This is a genomic window from Gemmata sp. SH-PL17 (assembly GCF_001610855.1).
In the GTDB taxonomy this organism is placed as follows: domain Bacteria; phylum Planctomycetota; class Planctomycetia; order Gemmatales; family Gemmataceae; genus Gemmata; species Gemmata massiliana.
The window spans coordinates 3979620-3998842 of record NZ_CP011271.1; the positions used below are offsets into that span (position 1 = coordinate 3979620).

14 protein-coding genes are annotated in these 19223 nt (G+C 64.5%); 8 read left to right on the forward strand and 6 right to left on the reverse strand.

Going from position 1 to position 19223, the window contains the following annotated elements:
* Positions 1-451: 451 nt before the first annotated feature.
* Positions 452-1570: a DNA/RNA non-specific endonuclease gene (locus VT84_RS16675; protein WP_052561731.1), complete on the forward strand. Its 1119-nt coding sequence runs from the start codon at positions 452-454 to the stop codon at positions 1568-1570.
* A 28-nt stretch (positions 1571-1598) separates the two neighbouring features.
* Here VT84_RS16675 and VT84_RS16680 read toward each other — a convergent pair whose 3' ends face one another.
* The 5 genes from VT84_RS16680 to VT84_RS16700 form a co-directional block, all read right to left on the reverse strand.
* Positions 1599-1826 (reverse strand): hypothetical protein, encoded by a 228-nt coding sequence (locus VT84_RS16680; RefSeq protein ID WP_052561733.1) that lies wholly within the window; start codon positions 1824-1826, stop codon positions 1599-1601.
* Between the two features lie 17 nt (positions 1827-1843).
* Entirely contained in the window at positions 1844-3400 is a 1557-nt protein-coding gene (locus VT84_RS16685) for a S8 family serine peptidase (protein WP_082840333.1), read from the reverse strand.
* 225 nt (positions 3401-3625) lie between these two features.
* Positions 3626-4291, reverse strand: a complete 666-nt coding sequence (locus VT84_RS16690; protein ID WP_052561737.1) for a CbiM family transporter — start codon at positions 4289-4291, stop codon at positions 3626-3628.
* Between the two features lie 257 nt (positions 4292-4548).
* Entirely contained in the window at positions 4549-8058 is a 3510-nt protein-coding gene (locus VT84_RS16695; RefSeq protein ID WP_082843323.1) for a PVC-type heme-binding CxxCH protein, read from the reverse strand.
* A 169-nt stretch (positions 8059-8227) separates the two neighbouring features.
* Positions 8228-9172 (reverse strand): SGNH/GDSL hydrolase family protein, encoded by a 945-nt coding sequence (locus VT84_RS16700; protein WP_082840334.1) that lies wholly within the window; start codon positions 9170-9172, stop codon positions 8228-8230.
* 148 nt (positions 9173-9320) lie between these two features.
* Between VT84_RS16700 and VT84_RS16705 the strand changes: the two genes are divergently transcribed.
* From VT84_RS16705 to VT84_RS16730, 7 genes are all read left to right on the forward strand, one after another.
* Complete coding sequence (locus VT84_RS16705; RefSeq protein ID WP_162271729.1) at positions 9321-9995, forward strand: fused DSP-PTPase phosphatase/NAD kinase-like protein; 675 nt, start codon at positions 9321-9323, stop codon at positions 9993-9995.
* The gene (locus VT84_RS16710; protein WP_052561744.1) at positions 9995-11095 is read left to right on the forward strand and encodes an LptF/LptG family permease; all 1101 of its coding nucleotides are present in this window, start codon (positions 9995-9997) and stop codon (positions 11093-11095) included. Before VT84_RS16705 ends, VT84_RS16710 begins: the two co-directional genes overlap by 1 nt.
* 190 nt (positions 11096-11285) lie before the next feature.
* Positions 11286-11969 carry a hypothetical protein gene (locus tag VT84_RS39620; protein ID WP_162271538.1) on the forward strand — a complete coding sequence of 228 codons (684 nt, stop codon included), beginning with the start codon at positions 11286-11288 and terminating at the stop codon, positions 11967-11969.
* The gene (locus tag VT84_RS16715) at positions 11924-12346 is read left to right on the forward strand and encodes an SMI1/KNR4 family protein (protein WP_082840336.1); all 423 of its coding nucleotides are present in this window, start codon (positions 11924-11926) and stop codon (positions 12344-12346) included. Before VT84_RS39620 ends, VT84_RS16715 begins: the two co-directional genes overlap by 46 nt.
* Before the next feature lie 186 nt (positions 12347-12532).
* Entirely contained in the window at positions 12533-14512 is a 1980-nt protein-coding gene (locus tag VT84_RS16720; protein ID WP_082840337.1) for a serine/threonine protein kinase, read from the forward strand.
* 373 nt (positions 14513-14885) lie between these two features.
* On the forward strand, positions 14886-16193 hold the full coding sequence (gene hemL, locus VT84_RS16725; protein WP_082840338.1) for a glutamate-1-semialdehyde 2,1-aminomutase: 1308 nt from the start codon (positions 14886-14888) through the stop codon (positions 16191-16193).
* Positions 16194-16289: 96 nt separating this feature from the next.
* Positions 16290-17663 (forward strand): PQQ-binding-like beta-propeller repeat protein, encoded by a 1374-nt coding sequence (locus VT84_RS16730; RefSeq protein WP_082840339.1) that lies wholly within the window; start codon positions 16290-16292, stop codon positions 17661-17663.
* Positions 17664-17705: 42 nt separating this feature from the next.
* On the opposite strand, the gene glmM is transcribed toward VT84_RS16730, so the two are convergent.
* On the reverse strand, positions 17706-19058 hold the full coding sequence (gene glmM, locus VT84_RS16735; RefSeq protein WP_082840340.1) for a phosphoglucosamine mutase: 1353 nt from the start codon (positions 19056-19058) through the stop codon (positions 17706-17708).
* Positions 19059-19223: the final 165 nt, after the last annotated feature.

Consider the following 19223-nt stretch of genomic DNA (forward strand, 5'->3'; position numbering starts at 1 on the left):
GCCGGCCACCAAATTGGTGGCCGGTTGGATAGTCGATCGTTTATCTGTAATAGCCTTCGCCGGACCAGAACACATCTATCCGGTCCGCTCACGGTCTTTTCGGTCGGAACCGTGTCCGCTCACGGGACGCGCCGATCTGTAGCACGAAGACGTGAGCGCCGGGTTCCGTGGTACCGGCGCCCGCGCGATAAGGGCTGCACAAGCTTGAGCGGCGCCGCGCTCCGATCGGGCCCGCGCGGGTCGGGATGTGATCGGAGCAAATCCGCGAAGAAGCAACGTGGATTGTGTTAAGTTCGTATGGGTGAGCCGGAGCGCCACAGTACGGATGATTATTGTGGACACGGGCTTAACGACTGGGGAGAATTAGCCTCAGAGTGTCTGAGAGATGATTGATCGATTTGCCCTCGAAGACCACTCTGCCCAGCCATCTCCCCACTCCCGGAGACTGCCCATGCTCCTGTTCCGATTCCGCCTCTCTCTCGCGCTGGTCGTGGCGGTCGCCGCGGCCGTCGGCGCGGCCGAAACCGGCACCCCGTTCCCGGCCGGGACCAAGGTCGAAGTGACAACCCCGTCGGGTACCGTCGCGGGTGTTCTGGAAGACCGCACCACCGCCGGGTGGGTAATGGTCCGCGAGCCGGGGCGCCCCGGTCCGACCGCTATTCCCGAGAGATCCGTCTCGTTTTTGCGCCCCACAGCGCCCGCGGCCGCGCCGGGCGCGCGGGCCGGTCAAGCCGCCCCCAAAGCGCCGGCCCCCAAGTCCCCGACCCCCAAAACACCGGCGAGCGAGGAGCACTTCATCTTCGGTCAACCGCGGGTCACGAAGCCGGAGCGGTTCGCGTTCAGCCCGACCCCCGGTAACCCGGTCGAGGGGGTGACGGTTCTGAAACGGCACGCGTTCACCGTCGGTCACTACGACAAGCACAAGACCCCGGCGTGGGTGGCCATGCGGTGGACCCGGGCCGAGTACGACGTGTCCGAGTCTCGGCCCAATCACCCGCGCACGTTCCAGGCCGATCCCGAGTTGCCCGGGTACGCCCAGACGGGGAAGGACTACGACCACGCGCACACCAAGTACCAGCGCGGGCACATGGCCCGGCACGAGGACCTGTCCGGGTTCGGCGCGCCCGGTGACCCGTTCCTGGGGACGAAGCAGGGGTGCCTTATGTCGAACATCGTCCCGCAACTGCAGAAGGGGCACACCGTTTGGGGCCGCTTGGAGGACGAGCACCGCGAGATCGTCGCCCGGCCGAACACGGCGATCAAGACGGTGTGGCTGATTTCCGGTCCGGTGTTCCGTGGCGGCGAGGCCGAACAGGTGATCGGGCCGGACCGGGTCGGGGCGCCGGAGGCGGTGTTCAAAGTGATTGCCTGGAAGAAGCCCGACGGAACACTGACGGCCCGCGGGTACGTGGTCCGGCAGGACGCCACGGGCACGAACCTGAAGGTGTTCCTGCGGACGATCGACGACATCGAAGCGGTGACCGGACTGGATTTCTTCCCCGATCTCGACGACGCGACCGAGGACGCTCTCGAGGCCAAGATGTTCACCACCCTGTGGGGCGACGACTGATCTCCCTACAGGGAACGGCCCGCGCCCGTCAGCTCGGCTTCGGGCGCGGATCGGGTACCGTGACCCGGTGCTCCGGTTGCATCTTCCAACCGGGCATCCGGGCCAGCCACTCCTCGGCGACCGCTTCCGGGCACTCGATCAGCAGAAGGCGGGGCATCTCGGCGATGATCGACACGCGCTGATCCGACCGGAGGTCGGCGGGAGCGCTCCCGTCCGCCGCGGCCGTTTTCGGCTGGTGTAACGTGTAGCGGGGCATCACTCTCTCTCGATCAGTTATTGGGGGAGCCCTTTCCCCTCGTTCGTGACCCCCAGCCCGAGCGACTGGGCGTGGGCAAATAGGAGCGCTTTGATGGCGTCCGCTCGGTTCGCGTCGCGGGTCAAATTCAAGACCGCCGGTGTGCTGGCCAACAAGCGGGCGAGGACGCCGGTCACGGCCGGGCAGGCCATCGAGGTACCGCTCATCGGGGCGTGCCCGCCGGGCACCGTTGACACCACCGCGACTCCCGCGCCGGCCACATCAAGCGCCGTCCCGACGTTCGAGAAGGCGGCCAGGAAGTTCTTCGGGTCCGTCCCGAACGGAGCGGCCACGTCCCCGGACTCACTCGACTTGGTGGGGAACGTCCCCTTGCGCCCGACCGCGGACACAGCGATTGCCAGATCGTCCAGCGCCGGGTAACTGACCGGTTTACGGCCGTCGTTGCCCGCGGCCGCAATCACCACAACTCCGGCCGCGTGCGCTTCAGTGATCGCGTCTTTGACGGCGTCGTCTACGAGTGGCAAGCCAGTATTTTCATCGTGGTTGAAACTGAGGCTCATGTTCAGCAGGTCGCACCCGTCCGCGATGCCCTGGCGAATCGCCTTCACCAGACCGAAGCTCGATCCGGAGTTTGCCGTATCGTCGAACACACGGTACGAGAAGATTCCAGCCCCCGGAGCAATGCCACGCATCCCGGTCGGCAGTCCCCCCCGTCCCGCAATGATACCAGCAACGTGCGTGCCGTGCGACCCGCTAGGTCCGAACTGGTTTTCCGGCGACCCGGGGACGCACCCGAGCCCGCCGGCCACCGACAGGTCCGGGTGGCTGCCGTCGACACCCGAGTCGATTACGCCGACCTTGACCCCCGCTCCGACGCTGAGGTCCGCGCCGACGGTGTGAAAGTGTCGGAGCGAGTCGCCGGCGGCCAGGTCCAGTGGCTCCAGACTGATCGCCAGAGCGCCGCTGGTGGGTACCGTCTTCTTGAGGAAGCTCCAGAGGCCGGGGTGATCGTGTTGAGCGTACACCCGTTCGTAGGAGGAACTGCCGGTCACGGTGAGGGTGACTTTCCCGGTCCCGGACGTGACCCCCGAGGTGCCGGTGCTGTCGGCAAAGTTGGTGAACCCGACGACGGTGACGCCGGCGACCGGCGCCCCGGTCGCCGCGTTCACAACGGTAACGACCAACTTTTTCGCCGCGGCCGGTGCCGCCGCGGCCGGCTTCGTTACCCGGTGGCGGAGGCGGACGGTCGCGACCGCCGGGCGATAGAACACCTCGGGCACGGCCCGCAGCCCGGGCTGGGCGAACCGCAGGGCGGCGATCATTTCCGGTGAGGACTCGACCAGCTTGACCCCGTCCTCGTTGAGCGACGCGACGACGTTAAAGGCGGCCGCTTTGAGCTTCGCGCCCGTCTTGGCGGCCGCTTTGACGACGCCCTGAAGGCGCGTGCGCATGGACGCGACACCGGTGGTGTGTGCCAGGTTCACCAGGGTCGAGGTGGCGGCTGCACTTGCGGTGCCAGCGGACGCTTGCAAACCTTGAGCCGGGAGGATCAGATACCGAGTCGGGCGAGCCATAGCGGGTTCCGTTCGAGGTGGCGGGCGACATTCGCGTTGTAACACCCCCCAGCGACCGCGACAACGTAATTCTATTGCAATCAGTCGACTATTTGGCTATTCTGGACAAGTTCGCGGGCGCTAGATATGGACGGCGGTCCGCTCGGGAGCAGAGTAATTCGGCGCCTGTGCTCCGCCAGCGGTTTGGGGGCCGGGCGCCCGCAACGTGCCCGAGTTCTTCGCCTGTTATCGGCTCGGATTGGGGGCGTCCAACTTCGGAAGCTCGCGCCGCGAGCCGAGCATTTCGGGTTTCACTTTCTCCAAGTAGCTGACCAGAACGCCGAGCATCGCCCCTTCGACGAGTACAACGGGAACGTGCGCGAGCAGAACCAACTGCGCGAGTCGCTCCCAATTATCCTTTCCGCCAAAAAGTAACACGAGGAAGTTCAGAATCACCGCGCCGGCTACGGCTCCCCCTCCGAGGAGCACGCCGCGAACGAACGCGGGCACGCGCAACTTGCGGAGCACGGGGTACAGCGCGCCCGCGGCGAGTGCCGGAATGCCCACGATGCAGGCGTTGATGCCGAGGGTGGAGTACCCGCCGTGTTGGAGCAACAGGTACTGGAGTGCGAGGCCGATCGCGATCGCGATCGGTGCCCGGCGCCCGAGCACGACCCCCACAAGACCGTTCAGGATGAGGTGAACACTCGTGGGAAGCACACCGAGTTTGATGTGGACGCTGGACGCGACGAAGAACGCGGCCGTGAACACGCCGATACGCGGGATCTCTTCTTCGCGCACCTTCCACATCGCGAACGCGAGCATCAGCGCCAGGCCAACGAATCCGGACGCCAACCACGCGGTCGCGAGCGCGCCGTCCGACAAGTGAACGGCGAAGAGGGGTACGTGCATGTCGCCTTCAGTGGAACGCGGGCCTCACCCGCGAGTCAGGGCCTTTGGTCTCGTTTCGAGTTCGTCGTAATGGGCAAACGAGCCGCGACCGCAAGGGAGCGGAGCCGTGGCTCCCTGTGTGGGAATGGCACCGGTAGCATTGTGCTTCCTGCTCCCTTGTGGTTGCGGCTCGCCATACGCAAACCGAAATAGCTCCGGGCGATTTTAGTTACCCGGAGCACGCATTCAGCGGGTGGTGACCCGCGCTCCACGAAACTTCACTTTCCACCCACGACCGCGACGCGCGCGGGCGACTTCTCCACGTCGTCCAACTCAATCCGAACGTCTTCGGTCGCGCGCTTCGAGCGGTCGATGAGGATCGTTACCGTTTGCACGCCGGTCTTGAGATCGAGAACCGTTTCCGGCTTCGGCTCGATCGGCGTGTTGCCCACGTACACCGTCAAGCCCGCGACTGAATTGAACTTCAGTTTCGCGGCCCCGGCGGTAGTAACGTCGAGTTGGAAACGCAGCACCGTTTGCGGAGCGGTATCGTTCCACACGGTGAACTTCGGTTGCTCCGCGAGCGGCAGATCGCCCGATACCTTCGAGTACGCGGGCGCCCACGAGAACGAGTTTTCCGCTTCCGCGGCGGCCGACACGCGGGCGCGCCGGAAGGCGTTCAGATTCGCATTCGTCGGCTCGATCACCTGCCAGCGCCGGACGACGCGGGCCTTGCTCGGGGCGTAAGCCCCGCCGACCTTGCCGAGTTCCGAGATGTACCGCACGAGGTCCGTGAAGTCCTGCTTGGTGAGCTGGTCCGTCAACCCTTCGGGCATGAGGGACTTGGTGGACTTCGTGCGCTCGGCGATGTCCTTCACCGGGATCGTGATCTCCTTATCCTCGGCCGTGCGGAGCACGAGCACCCCGTTCCCTTCTCGCACCTTGATCCCCTGAACGACCTGGTCCTCGGTCGTGACGATCCGCGTTACGTCGAAACCCTCTTTGATCGCCTTGTGCGGTAACAGGAGCGAATCGACGACGTAGTCGGCTTGGGCACTGGCCCCGATGCTGGTGAGGTCCGGGCCGACTTGCCCGCCGGCGCCGCCGTAGGCGTGGCACGCGAGGCACTGGAGTTCCTTGCGGCGGTACACCGCTTCTCCGCGTGCCGCGTCGCCCGTTTTGAGCGCGTCCGCGGCGAGCGCTTTCACCTCTGCCTCGGTCGGCGGTTTGCGAGCGGCCGTGAGGTCGCCGGCCTTCGTGAGCGCTGCGGTCAGGTCGTCGGCCGGTTGGCCCGCGGCGCGAACCGCCTTCAGACCGATCTTCGCGACGTCCGCCGGGAGCTTCTTGTCCGCGAGCGCCTTGGCCAGAACGGTCGCACCACCCCTCCGGTTGACGAACGCCGCGAACAGGTCGATCAGCGCTTCGTCCGGCTTGGCGTCCGGGAGGAACTTCGCGGTCTCGGTTGCGGCTACGGGTGTGTCAAGCGCGGCGAGGGCCACGAGTGCGAGTCGGCGCACGTCCGGCTTTTGCTCCGCGCCACTGAGCTTCGTGATGAACGTTTTTGCACTCGCGTCACCGAACAGGGCAAGCCCTTCCAGTGCTGCTGCACGGTCGACCGGATCGACGGCTTTTTCGGACTTCGCAATGCCCTCCAGGGCCGGGCGCAGTCCGCCGACCTTCCATAACCCCGCGAGCCGCAGGGCCGAGCGCGACGCGGGCCGCGTTTTGCTGTCCGGTTGGGTGTTGATCTCGTCAATGACCGCGTGGAGCTGGTCGGCGTTTTTTGGTGCGGCGACCTTTCGTGTGCGGACCGCGTCTTCCAGTGCGAGGAAGAGGGCGTTCCGCTGGTCCGCGCTCACGCCGGTATCACGGTCCGCGTGGGCGAACACTTTGCCCAATTCTTCCGACCCGCCGATCTGCGCGAGCAGCAGGTACAGTCCGTGAACGTTCTCCTTCGGCACTTTGCCCGAATCGATGAGCGCGAGCACCGGTTTCACGGTGTCCTTGTTGCCGATCGCGTTGAGAGCGAACGCGAGCTTCTTCGCGTCACCGCCGAAGGTGAGTTTGCCGCTCTTGAACTCGGGCAGCCAGTACGGTTCGAGTTCGCGCACGGTCAACCACAGCGAGTAATCGAGGATACGGTCCATCGGCTTATCAAGGACCGTTAGAGCGAGGGCCGCAGACGCGGGGTGTCGGATACCGGCCAGCGCGCGAACCGCTTCCATACGAACCCGCGGGTGAGAGTGCGCGCAACTGGCCGCGATCATTGACACCTTCCGGTCATCGCGAACGCCAGATTCGGCCAGTATTCGGGTCGCGAGGGCCGCAACCTCTGGCTGAGGGCAGTGCTGTAGTCCCGTCAGTAAATCGAACGTGGCGTGAGTCGCCTCCCGTGCGTCGGGTGGCAACGTGGCAACTGCTCCAAAAGCTTCGTAGAGCCGGAGCGCTTCGAGTAGCAGGCGGTAGTCGGGCGAATTAGTTTCGGCGTGCTTTTTGGCCCATTTTTCCAGCTCCGGCAGCACCTTCTCGGCACCGTGTTCCTTGAGCACGCGCTTCGCTTGTTGGCGCGTCCACTGTTCGGGCGCTTTCAGTTGTTCCAGCAGTTCGGGCACGGTCGCGTCCACGAGCTTCGGCTTCTTCACGAGGTCGCGGCCCTTCGCGGTCACGCGCCAGATGCGGCCGTGGGTGTGGTCGCGGCGCGGGTCGCGGAAGTCCACTTCGCCGTGCTGGATAATCGGGTTGTACCAGTCCGCGATGTACAGCGCGCCGTCCGGCCCCATCTTCACGTCGATCGGGCGGAACGCGGGGTGGTTGCTCTTGATGACTTCCGTCATTTCGCGCGCCGCGAACGTGCTGCCGTCGTCTTGCAGTTTGAACCGGCACACGCGGTGCCCGCGGAAGTCGTTGGTGACGACGTCGCCCTGCCAGTCGTCCGGGAAGTGTCGGCCCGAGATCACTTCGAGGCCGCAATACTTCGGCGAGCCGGGGTTCATCCCGTGCAGCAGCCGTTGCGCGTGCGGGCCGACGGACGTGAGGTAGTAGCCGCCCGGGATCGCGTGGTTGATTCCCTCACCGCCGGCGCCGTCCGTTGCGAGAGACTGCCCGTACTTGTCGAAGGCGTGGCCCCACGTGTTCACCCAGCCGCGGGCGAAGACGTCGAGTTCCGTCTTGTCCGGGTTGTACCGCCAGATGCCGCCCGCGTTCAGGCGCTTCACGCCGCTCGGCGTTTCGACGTGGCTGTGAATGTAAATCGACTGGTTGAAGTACAGCCGGCAATCCGGTCCCCAGCGGAACGTGTGGATGATGTGGTGCGTGTCTTCGGTGCCGAACCCGCTGAGCAGCACCTTCCGCTTGTCGGCCTTGCCGCCGGGCTTGCTCGCGCTCAGGTGAACGAGTTCGGTGCTGTTCGCGACGTACACGCCGCCGTCACCGGGTTCGAGCCCGGTCGGGATGAGCAACCCGTCCGCGAACACGGTGGTCTTGTCGGCCTTCCCGTCGCCGTTCGTGTCTTCAAGGACGATGATCTTGTCGTTCGCCTTCTCACCCGGCTTGATCTGCGGGTAGATCTCGCTCGACGCGATCCACAGCCGCCCCTGCGGGTCGAAGTTCATCTGGATCGGCTTCGCCAGCAGCGGGTCCGCCGCGAACAGGCTCACCTCGAACCCGGGCGCGACGGTGAACGTCTTGCGCTCCAGTTCCGGGTCCGGGTCGGGCACCTTCGCGTCGTTTTGTGCGAACGCCAGTGAGGGCGAGAGCAGAAGTAGTAGCGAGAATGTGTATTGGCGCATGAGTGAGAGGGTGGTTGTGTCGGGCGAACCCGGCCCGCAAGGGCCGCGGGTTGCGTGTGCTCGGGACGTGGGCGAATGCGTGTCGGGTGGTTGGCCGTTGTGGTGGGCGAAGTACCCACCGTAGTGGGTGAAGTACCCGCGGCCCTTGCGGGCCGGGTTCACCGGGCGGTCACTTGCTCAGCGACTTCCGGATATTCGCGATCTCCTCTTCGGCCTTCGCGATGAACGGGTCGAACTCGACGATTTCCTTCGCGTTCTTCCCCTGTTCGTGTTTGCGGAACCCGAACAGGTACGTCTCGTTCTGCGGGCGCCACTTGTTGAAGAACTGCTCGTTCTTCGCAATGATCGCCTGGCGGAGCGGTTCGAGCTTTTCTTCGCTCACAACCGTTCCCGGTTGCGCCAAACTGTTCGTGAAGAACGGAGTAAATTGCTTGTATCCGGCTTCGGTCAGGTGGATGCCGTTATCCGTGAACGGACCCGCAGAACGGATGTTCTGAAAATCGCGGAACAGATCTACGAACGAGATCCCGCGCTTTTCCGCTATCGCTTTGATCGCCCCGCTGTAGAGCGCGAGTTTATCGTTGAGTGCCTTCGGGTCCGGGAGACTCGTGGACTTTTCGACGGGAATTGGTGTGAACAGAAACACGCGCGCGTTGGCGGGTTTGAGTGAGTCGAGCAACTTTTCCAGTCCCTTCTCGAACTTCGGTAACCCTTCTTTGCCCTCGAATGCTTCGTTCGAGCCGAAGTTCACGAAGATCACGGTCGGCTTGAGTTCCAGTGTGAGCGACACCATGCGCTCGTAGCCCTTCGCGGCATTGTCGAAGCCGGCGCGGGCGTCGCCGAACACGGTGTCGCCGCTCCAACCGAGGTTGCGAACGGTGATGTTCTTGTCCGCGTTCGCGGCGATGAGCGCCGTTTCCCAGTAACCGTAGCGCTGCTCGCGCTCGACGAGCGTGTTACCGAGCCACACGATCCGGTCGCCGTCTTTGAGGCCGAACGATTGGGGCGGCTTCGCGGGCTGGGCGGGTTGTAAGTTGGGGCCGGGCGTGCTGACGAATCCGGGCGGAAGAACTTGCGTGCCGAGGAGTATGGCGAACGCAGTGGAGAGGAGCATTTGGGGTTCCTCGTGGGGTGGGGTTGGGTCAAGATACGTCTCGCGGTCGCGGTTGACACGCCCGCGCGGTTGTGTATTAGTGTCGCACTCGTTTTCGACACGCTCCCGCACCGGCGGGACCACGGTTCCCGCTACAGCAGGCCACGGGATGCGGATCGTATTGCAGTGGGTTCTCGGTGCGGTCGTGGTGGTGGTCGTTCTCGGCCCGCCGGTCGCGCTGTACCGCGCCCATTACATCCACGCGAAGCGGTTCCGCGAGGTCGAACCGGGCAAACTCTACCGGTCCGGACAGATGACCGCCAGTGGATTCCGGGAGTACATCGAGCGCCACGGAATCAAGACCGTGGTGAACCTCCAGCACGAGGAACCCGACCCGCTGCTGCCGGACAACTGGCTCGGCAAGGGAAAGGTGCGCGAGAGCGAGCTGTGTAAGGAACTCGGCGTGGGGTACAAACTCATCACGCCCGACATTCTCCCGCCCGGCAAAACGCTCGAAATGGAACCGCCGGCCGTGAAGGAGTGGATCGCGCTGCTCGACGACGAGAAGAACTACCCCATTCTGTTGCACTGTAAGGCCGGATTGCACCGCACCGGTCGGCTCACCGCGATCTACCGGATGGAGTACCACGGGTGGTCGACGGGCGAAGCCCTGCGCGAGTTGCGCGCGAACGGGTACGGGTTCGTCGCGGCGAGTGAGGGCGACGAGTTCGTGATCCAGTTCATCCAGAACTACAAACCGCGATCGAGGAACGAGCGCCTGACGGCCGGAGCCGCGTGTCAGGTGATTGAGGGGGCGCTGGGCGCCGGAGGGCCGCGCCCGTGATGACCGCTATCGACCGCATGTTCCTGATTACGTTCGTTCGGTCCTACCTGATTGTGCTGGTCAGCTTGATCTCGCTGTTCATCGTGATCGACCTGTTCACGCACCTCGACGCATTCGTGAACAAGCCGGGCGGGTTCGCGGCGTCCGTCCGGCACATCACGACGTACTACGGGAACCGCGTACCGGAATTCTTTGACCTGCTGGGCAACTTCATCACGCTCATCGGGGCCACGTTCACGGTGGCCTGGATGCAGCGGAACAACGAACTGCTGCCGCTCCTGTCCGCGGGCGTGCCGACGCGCCGGGCCGTGCGGCCGGTGCTGCTCGGTGCGGCTGTTACGCTCGCCCTCGGGCCGCTGAACCAACAGTTCGTGATCCCCGAAGTGGCTGACCAGTTGACGATGCAGCGCGACGACCCGAACCAGGCGAAGGCCCAGGCGCTGATGGGCGCCTACGACGCCAGCGGCATCCACTTCGAGGGGTTCGCCGGGTACCGCAAAGAGCTGAAAGTGGACCGGATGTGCGTCACATTCCCGGAGACCTCGCCCAGCGGGATGCTGCACCTGTTCGCCGAGAAAGCGCACTTCATCCCCAAGAACGGGGACGACCCGCTCACCGGGGGGTGGCTCCTGACGCAGACCACGCCCGAGTCGTTCGAGGGCGATCTGCCGACCAACCTCACGGTGCTGGGCACCAGCCGGTTCTTCGTCAAAATTCAGGACGCGGACTACGACGCGGTGTGCCGCGGGGGGGCGTGGTTCGTCTACGCATCCACCACGGAACTGCGCTCGATGCTCATCGATCCGGAACCGCGGCGCCGGGGGAAAATGGCCGTGCTGTTCCACACCCGCATGACGCGCCCGTTCGTCGGGATGCTGATGGTGGTGTTTGGGATGGCGGTGATCCTGTGGAACCCGAACCGGCACGTCATCATCAGCTCGGGCCTGTGCCTCGCGATCTCCGCCACGGTGTTCCTGTCCACGATCGCGTGTAAGTATCTGGGAGACCAGGACGTGCTACCCGCGGCGCTGGCCGCGTGGCTCCCCGTCATCGTCTTCGGTCCGCCCGCGCTCGTCGCGCTCGACTCCGTTCACACGTAATTCTGTCGAATGACGCACTGTCTCAGCACGAATATGCTTGGTTTTCCGGCGAATTCGTGCTGGGACAGTGCGCTCGCCTATCGCACGATAGCCCACATTCCGCGGAAATGTTGCCGTGAGTCGAACGAGTCGCGTGCCGTGCGGACAGGCTGACGTGACCGTCATGACGAAGCCCGACTAAGGTACACCGATGGAACCGGCAGCTCGCTATCAGACGGGGCAGCGATGGGTATTTGCGCCTGCTGTCGCCGAGTTCGAGGACACGCTCGTAATTGGTGGAGTCTCGGACGCACGCCCCAAATGGGGCTGGAACGAGCGAACGTATACGGTGTACGTTCGGTACAGTTCGGCTGCGAAAGAACTGATTCCTGCCGATTACGACGGGATCATTCTCTCCTTGACTGATGCGGCAATGGATCGGAGTGTGACGGAACTCGTGGAAAGTGGGGTCGAGTTACCGTGGTGGTGGGTTTACGGTCGCAGGTTCGATTCTCGTGACGAGGCTCCCAATACCCGTGGCGTCCTCAGTTGCGATCGGGTGAGCGATGTGCTTCCGCACACCTTTTTGAAAGCAAAGACGCGCGCAGAGGACATTCGTGCGAGAGCCACTGCTCTTCGGCAGCACCGCGAGAAGTTTGGTGCATTAACGGCTAGGCCAGCGCCGAGCAAAACCGTTGCGGAATCGTGGAAGCGGATCTCAGTTTGGACTGCAGAACACGCGCCCGACTTGGATTTCTCGCCTTCTCCAGGAGCACCAGAAGAGGCGATCACCGAATTTGAGCGGCGGTCGGAGCGAAGCTACCTGACCACTTCAAAGAATCGGTTCGAGTGCATGACGGGGGCTGGTGGATTCCACCGTATCACGGTGAGCTGATGCCCCTGGCCAGAATGCTCGAACAGTGGAAGGTGTACTCAGATTGGCGGGCAAAGGGAGAGTACGCGGTCGGTGAGAACTGGGAGCCGCGGCGCATCGAGGGGCCGATCAAACCCGTGTTCTGGAACCAATTGCGGGTGTACGTAACCGATAATTCGGGTAACCACCTGACGCTCGATCTTGATCCACCGGCTGGGGGGCGCTACGGGCAGGTTCTGTATCACAGCCACGAGGTTGGACCGACGCAAGTTGTCGCACCGAATTGGGCAACATTTCTGGGCAACTTAGCGGAAGATTTGGAGTCAGGAAAGTACGTGTACTTTGAGCACGACAGTACACTCGAACCGTTAGAAGAGGCAGAGCGGGAAGAACTTTAAGTCGCTCGGATCTCATCCGCGATGCGCTTCATCGATCCTACACCGGCGCGTCGAACTAACCGACACTTTCGGCCGGAACATTAACTCTTGGAGGGGAACGCTCTTCGGGACTATAAATCAGGGCGCAACTGCTCGTCGCTATCGGTAGAATGTTACCGTTCCCAGTTTGCGTCCCGAGGTAGCGCCATGCTGATCGGCCAGCAGATCGGCCCGTTTGAAATTGAGAAGGAACTGGGCAGCGGCGCGATGGGCACCGTGTACCGGGCCAAGTTCCACCGCAGCGCCGAGAAGGTCGTTCCGGTCGCGCTGAAGGTCGTGGCACTCGGGCTGCTCGGGAACGAAGGGGCGATGGCGCGCTTCGAGCGCGAAGCAAACATCCTCAAACAGCTCCGGCACCCGCACATCGTCCGGCTGATCGCGCACGGGAAGATCAACAAGGCGAACCCGTACATCGCGATGGAGTTCATCGACGGCGAGGCCCTCGACCGGATTCTCGCGCGCCGCGGAAAGCTCGGGTGGGAAGAGGTCGTTTCTTACGGCAAACAGTTGGCCGAAGCGCTCCAGTACGCGCACGACAAGGGCATCATCCACCGCGACCTGAAGCCGTCCAACCTGATGATTACGCGCGACGGCGCGATGAAGCTCACCGACTTCGGGATCGCGAAGGACACGGACGTCACCGCCCTCACCGGGGCGAACAGCACCATTGGTACCGCCGCGTACATGTCGCCCGAACAGTGCAAGGGCGACCGCAACCTGAGCAACAAATCGGACCTCTATTCGCTCGGAATCGTGTTCTTCGAGCTGCTCACCGGGCGGAAACCGTTCGCCGCGGAAACCACCGTCGAAATGTTCCTCAAGCACGTCAACGAGAGCGCCCCGCGCATCGGCAAGATGGTGAACGAGCTGCCGCCGAAGTTCGAGTCGCTCATCCTTCAGTTGCTCGAAAAGGACAAGGACGACCGGCCGGTGGACGCGGCATGGGTGGCACGGATTCTGGGCGAGATCGAGGAGGACGCCTTCGCGCGCAAGAGCGCCGGGCTCGCGGTCGCCCAGGTGCGCACCGCGAAGCCGATGAACCAGTCCGGCGAGAAGATGGACGCGACCGACAAGGAGGCCGCCCGCGCGCTGCGCGGCAAGAAGAAGAAAACCAAGAAGAAGGTCGCGGTTCCTCTTCACGAGCAGACGTGGGTTCATGCACTCGCGATCATTGCGGTCCTCGCCGCGATCGGGACGGGGGTGTACTTCGCGCTGAAGCCGGCGGGACCGGAAAAGATGTTCGCCGCGATCGAGAAGGCGGACTCGGCCGGGGCGAAGGTCGACGCCGCGAAACGCTTCCTGGAAGCGCACGGTTCCAAGGGCGGCGAACTCGTGGACCGGGCCGCGGCAATCTTCAAGGCCGCAACGGTCAGTGACCGCGAGAAACAGTTGGGGAACCGGAACGAGAAGTCGGCACTGCGCAAACCCGCCGACGGCGACGACCAGGACGCCTTCGACAACGCGATGCAGGCCATCGACGCCGAGAAGGGCGGCGACCTCGGGCTCGCCGAAGCGTTCTGGACGAAGGTGAAGGGCCGGTTCCCGGAGGAGGGGAACTTGCCGTATACGGTAAACGACGAAGTGCTCCCGAAGGCGCGATGGGGGTGGGTCGCGGAGAAGCGGCTCCTGGACATCAAGACCGCCCGCGCGGAGTTCGGGAAGCTGCAACAGAAGATCAAGGAAAGTCGGCTCTACGAGCAACCGATGAAGTTCGACTCCGGGAACCCGGAAGCGATCGCGCTCCGCGTGTTGCGCCTCAAAGAGTTCAGCGACCCGGAAAAGGCTTATCGCACGTGCGAGACGCTCATCGCGCTGACCGAAAAGGACAGCGACAAGCACGCATGGTTCCTGGTTGGTACCAGTATGAGGAGCAATACGTCCAAGGGCGCGAGCGACCCGATCGCCGTGCGCCTCCAGCACCTCACCAACTTGCTGAATGAGATGGACCGCCTCGTGAAGCAGATCAAGGACGGTCCGGAAAGTCCGGAGCAAATGGTCACCGAACGCACCGTGCGAACCCGGTGCCGCGAGGTCGCCGAGTTGTACGACGACGAAACCGACGACAAGGTGCGCGCGGCCGTGACTCGCGCCGCCAAGATCGCGGAATCGGTCCCCAAGAAGTCGTAGTCCTGCGGTAGATAATGCCCCTCAGTACCCGGCTCATGCGTGGTCGGGCAAATTGTGGATTTTGTATATTTGTCCACTGTGTGCCGGGTATAATGACTTGGTGAATTGGCCCGTTCGTAGAGGGCGCATCAGGGCCGTAAGGGTGGAAGCGAGCAGGTGCGGGAAACATTACCCGCTCGTTAACACTCGCGGTTCACCCAGAGTGTTCTTGGCGAACCGCGAGTGTTAACGAGCGGGTGGAGTGGTTCGCCAATGTGGGCTGGGAACCTCTAGTGGCCCGGGCCAAAAGGTTAGCAAATGTTAGCCGGCGGCCCGAACCGTGGCTGGTCCAATTTCTGAGTAAGTTGATTACCGATAGCGAGAACGAATCGAAATGCTCGATCTCTCCACCGTCCGCCCTGCAAGTGCCGCCGCATTCGATCGTGCCAAGGCGGTGATTCCCGGGGGCGTGAACAGCCCGGCCCGTGCGTTCGGCGGGGTCGGCGGGAACCCGTTGTTCATCGCGCGCGCGGACGGACCGTTCCTCTTCGACCTCGACGGCAACCGGTACCTCGACTTCATCGGTTCGTGGGGGCCGATGATTTTGGGGCACTGTCACCCGGCCGTCGTCGAAGCAACGATTGCCGCGGTGAAGAACGGTTCCAGCTACGGCGCGCCATGTGAACTCGAAACGCGGCTCGCCGAAATGGTCATCGACGCGGTGCCGTCGGTCGAGATGGTGCGGTTCGTGTCCAGCGGCACCGAAGCGACGATGAGCGCGATCCGCCTCGCGCGCGGGTTCACCGGGCGCGACCTCGTCATCAAGTTCGCCGGGTGCTACCACGGGCACGTTGATTCGCTCCTGGTCTCCGCCGGGTCCAGCGCGCTCACGCTCGGCGTCCCGAATAGTCCCGGCGTACCCGTCGGCTGCACGCAGGACACAATCGTCCTGAAATTCAACGACACCACCGCGCTCGCCGAGGTGTTCGCCGCGAAGGGGGATAAGATCGCGGGGGTGATCCTCGAGCCGATCGTCGGCAACATGGGGCTCGTCCCGCCGACTGCAGAGTTCCGCCGCGAACTCCGACAACGCACACAGAAGCACGGCGCGCTGCTCGTTTACGACGAAGTGATGACCGGGTTCCGGCTCGGGTACGGCGGCGCGCAGGAGCTACTCGGCGACAAGCCGGACCTCTCGTGCTTCGGCAAGATCATCGGCGGCGGGTACCCCGTCGGGGCCTACGGCGGGCGCGCGGACATCATGAAGAAGATCATGCCCGCTGGTCCCGTGTTCCAGGCCGGTACGCTCTCGGGCAACCCGGTCGCGATGGCCGCCGGGATCGCGACGCTAAACGAACTGAAAGTGAATCCGCCCTACGCGCGGCTCGAAGAGCAGAGTAAGCGTATCGGCGAGGGGCTATTGAAGGCCGCCGCGAGCGCGAACGTACCGGTGCAGTTCAACCGCGTCGGGAGCATGTGGACGCTGTTCTTCACCAACACGCCTGTGAGCGACCTCGACACCGCGAAGACGAGCGACACGAAGCGGTTCGGCCGGTTTTTCTGGGAGATGATGGACCGCGGCGTGTACCTGCCGTGCAGCCAGTTCGAGGCCGCGTTCACGTGCGGCGCGATGACGGACGAACACATCGCGACGACGATTCAGGCCGGTGCGGAGAGCCTTCAAGCCGTCGCCAAAGGGTGAGATTTTCCGCGGGCGCGCGGGCGGATTCCGTTCTAGTTTTCGGCGCCGCGGAACTCGCCCGCGTACACTTCACCTCGCCCGCATCGGGGACCGCCAATGAAGGCCCGCGCTGTCGTTCTCGTCGTCGGAATCAGCATGATCCTGGGACTCGGCGGGTTCATCGCGTACCAGAGCCCGTGGGTGCGCTCCCTGCTCGCACGCAGCACAGTCGATCCCGTCGAACTCGAACGCGGCATGAACGCGCCGCAACGCAACCACCAGCCCGCAGACGCCGCAACCGGCTCTCCGCAGTGGCGCGGGGCGTCGCGCTCGGGCGTCGCGCCGGTTGGGTCGTTCCGGACCGACTGGGACAAAAAGAAGCCGGTGGAGTTGTGGCGCCAACAAATCGGGGGCGGGTACGGGTCGTGTGCGGTCGTCGGCGGGAAGCTCTACGTTCAGGACCGGCAGGGCGCGACCGAGCGCGTCGTGTGCCTCGACGCGGAAACCGGCAAACCGGTCTGGGATTACGCTTACGAAGCCGGACAAGCTGGCAATGACAGCACCTACGCGATTGGCCCGCGTGCCACGCCGACCGTGATCGGGAACACGGTGTACGCGGTCGGCGGGTCGGGCAAGTTGCTCGTACTCGACGTCGAAAACAACGCGGCGAAGCTGAAGTGGGAGCACGACCTGCTCCCCGAGTTCCAGGCGCCGACGCCGCAGTGGGGCGTGGCGTGTTCGCCGCTCGTGCTCGGCGATCTGGTGATCGTGATGCCGGGCGGCAAGGACGCGGCCGTTGTTGCGTTCGACAGAACCTCGGGCGCGGTGAAGTGGAAGGCCGGTTCCAACCCGCCGGGCTACAGCTCGCCCATCGCGGCCACCATCGGCGGGCAGGCGACCGTGTTCGCGTTCCTGGGCGACGCGCTCCTGGCCGTGCGCGCCGCCGACGGCGCGGTGACCGACAGCTTCAAGTGGGCCACGCAGTACACCGGGAACATCGCCACGCCCGTCGTTGTGGACGACGAGTACGTGTTCGTCTCGTCGGCTTACGGGATGGGCTGCGCGCTGTTGCGGGCCGAGAAGCAGGGCGCCGACGTGAAGCTGGTGAAGGTGTACGAGAACCGCGGGCGCGCGTTCCAGAGCCACCACGCGACCGGCGTGTTCAAGGACAAGCACCTGTTCGGCGTGGACGGCACGCGCGGCGCACGCGGACTCACGTGCATCGAGTTCATGACCGGCAAAACGGTGCCGGATTGGGAGTGGACCGAGAGCGGACAAGCGAGCGTGATCCTCGCCGGCAATCACCTGATTCTCCAAACAGAGCGCGGGGATTTGTGTCTGGTCGAGGCGAACCCGAAAGAGTTCAACCTGGTCGCGAAGATCCCGAAGGTACTGAGCGGGAACAACAATTGGGCCACACCCACGCTCGTGAACGGTCTGCTGTACGTTCGGGACGAGCAGAAGGTGCTGTGCTTCGACGTGCGCCCGTAATCCGCGTGACGCTCAATCGCCGGGCGGCACGCACTTCTGTAACTACCCGCCCGTAACGACCGCCCCGGCTTCGCGGCAGAGTTGTTCCGCGCGCTCGGCGGTGGGTGCTTCGGCGATCACGCGGACCACCGGCTCGGTGTTGCTCCCGCGAACGTGCAGCCACCAATCTGCTCCGTCGAGCCGCAACCCGTCGATGCGGTTGATCTCCGCGTCCGGCCAGCGCGCTTCCAGCGCGGCCAGCGCACCGGGCAGGCGCTCGCGCGAAACGGTGAACTTCGTCTTGAGCATCGCGTACTTCGGAAGTTCGGCTACGAGCTGCGAGAACGGCTTCTTTTCTTCGGCCATCAGGCTCAGAATGGATGCCATCCCGATGAACGGGTCGCGCACCCAGCCGATGCGCGGGTCGATGACGCCCCCGTTGCCCTCGCCGCCGATGACCGCGTTCGTGTCGCGCATGAGGCCGACCACGTTCGCCTCGCCCACCGCGGAGCGGTAGAACGGGCACCCGGCCGCGGTCGCGACGTCCTCGTTCATGCGCGATGTAGACATATTCACGACCACCGGGCCGCGCTGCTGGCGCAACCGGTACTTCACCGCGAGCGCGAGCGTGGCTTCCTCGCTCACGCACGTCCCGGTTTCGTCGATGAGCGCGAGCCGGTCCGAATCCGGATCGAGCACGAAGCCCAGGGCGCACTCGTGCTGTTGCACCCAGGGGGCCACTTCAGTGAGGTTGGCCGGGATCGGCTCGGGTTCGTGGGTGAACAGCCCGGTCGGTTCGCAGCCGTACTGGATCACGTCGCACCCGAGGTCGGCCAGCAGGCGCGTCCCGAGCGGCCCGCCCGCGCCCGCGTTCGCGTCGAGGAACACGCGGAACCGCTGGCCCGCGACCGCCGCGACGCTGATCGTGTCCAGCACCGCGCGGGCGTGATCGGCGCTCACGTCCGGCGGAACGCTGACGCTCCCGATGCCGTCCCACGCGGACCGCGCGAAGTCCCCGGTTTCGTACAGGGCGCGGATGATTAGCCCCGTTTCGGCCGGGAGCACGGCCCCGTCCGAGCCGAACATCTTCAGCCCGTTCCAGGGGGCGGGGTTGTGGCTCGCGGTGATCTGGATCGCGCCGGCCGCGTTCGACTGGCGCACCGCGAACCCGCACGTCGGGGTCGGCGCGATCCCGATGTCTTCTACGGTACACCCGGCCCCGAGCAGCCCCGCCATGACCGCGTGGCGCAGCATCTCGCCGCTGGGCCGGCCGTCGCGCGACAGGATCACGCGCTTTCCGGCGACCGTGGAGCCATACGCGGCAGCGAACCGCGCCGTGGCCTCGGCCGTCAGCCCGGCGCCAACGATCCCACGAATTCCGGACACGGACACGATCAGATCGGACGGAACCGCCATAGCAGCGAGCCCTGGAGAACGGGTGGAGCGAGCGAATCGGGCCGAAGGTGTTATAGCAACAGGGGCTATCTTCAACTGATAACGCCCTCGCCGAACCGATTGAAAACGCCCTCACCGAACCGACCGAAGAGTGCTCGTTTTCCCTTCTTGCCCACGGTCTTCTCG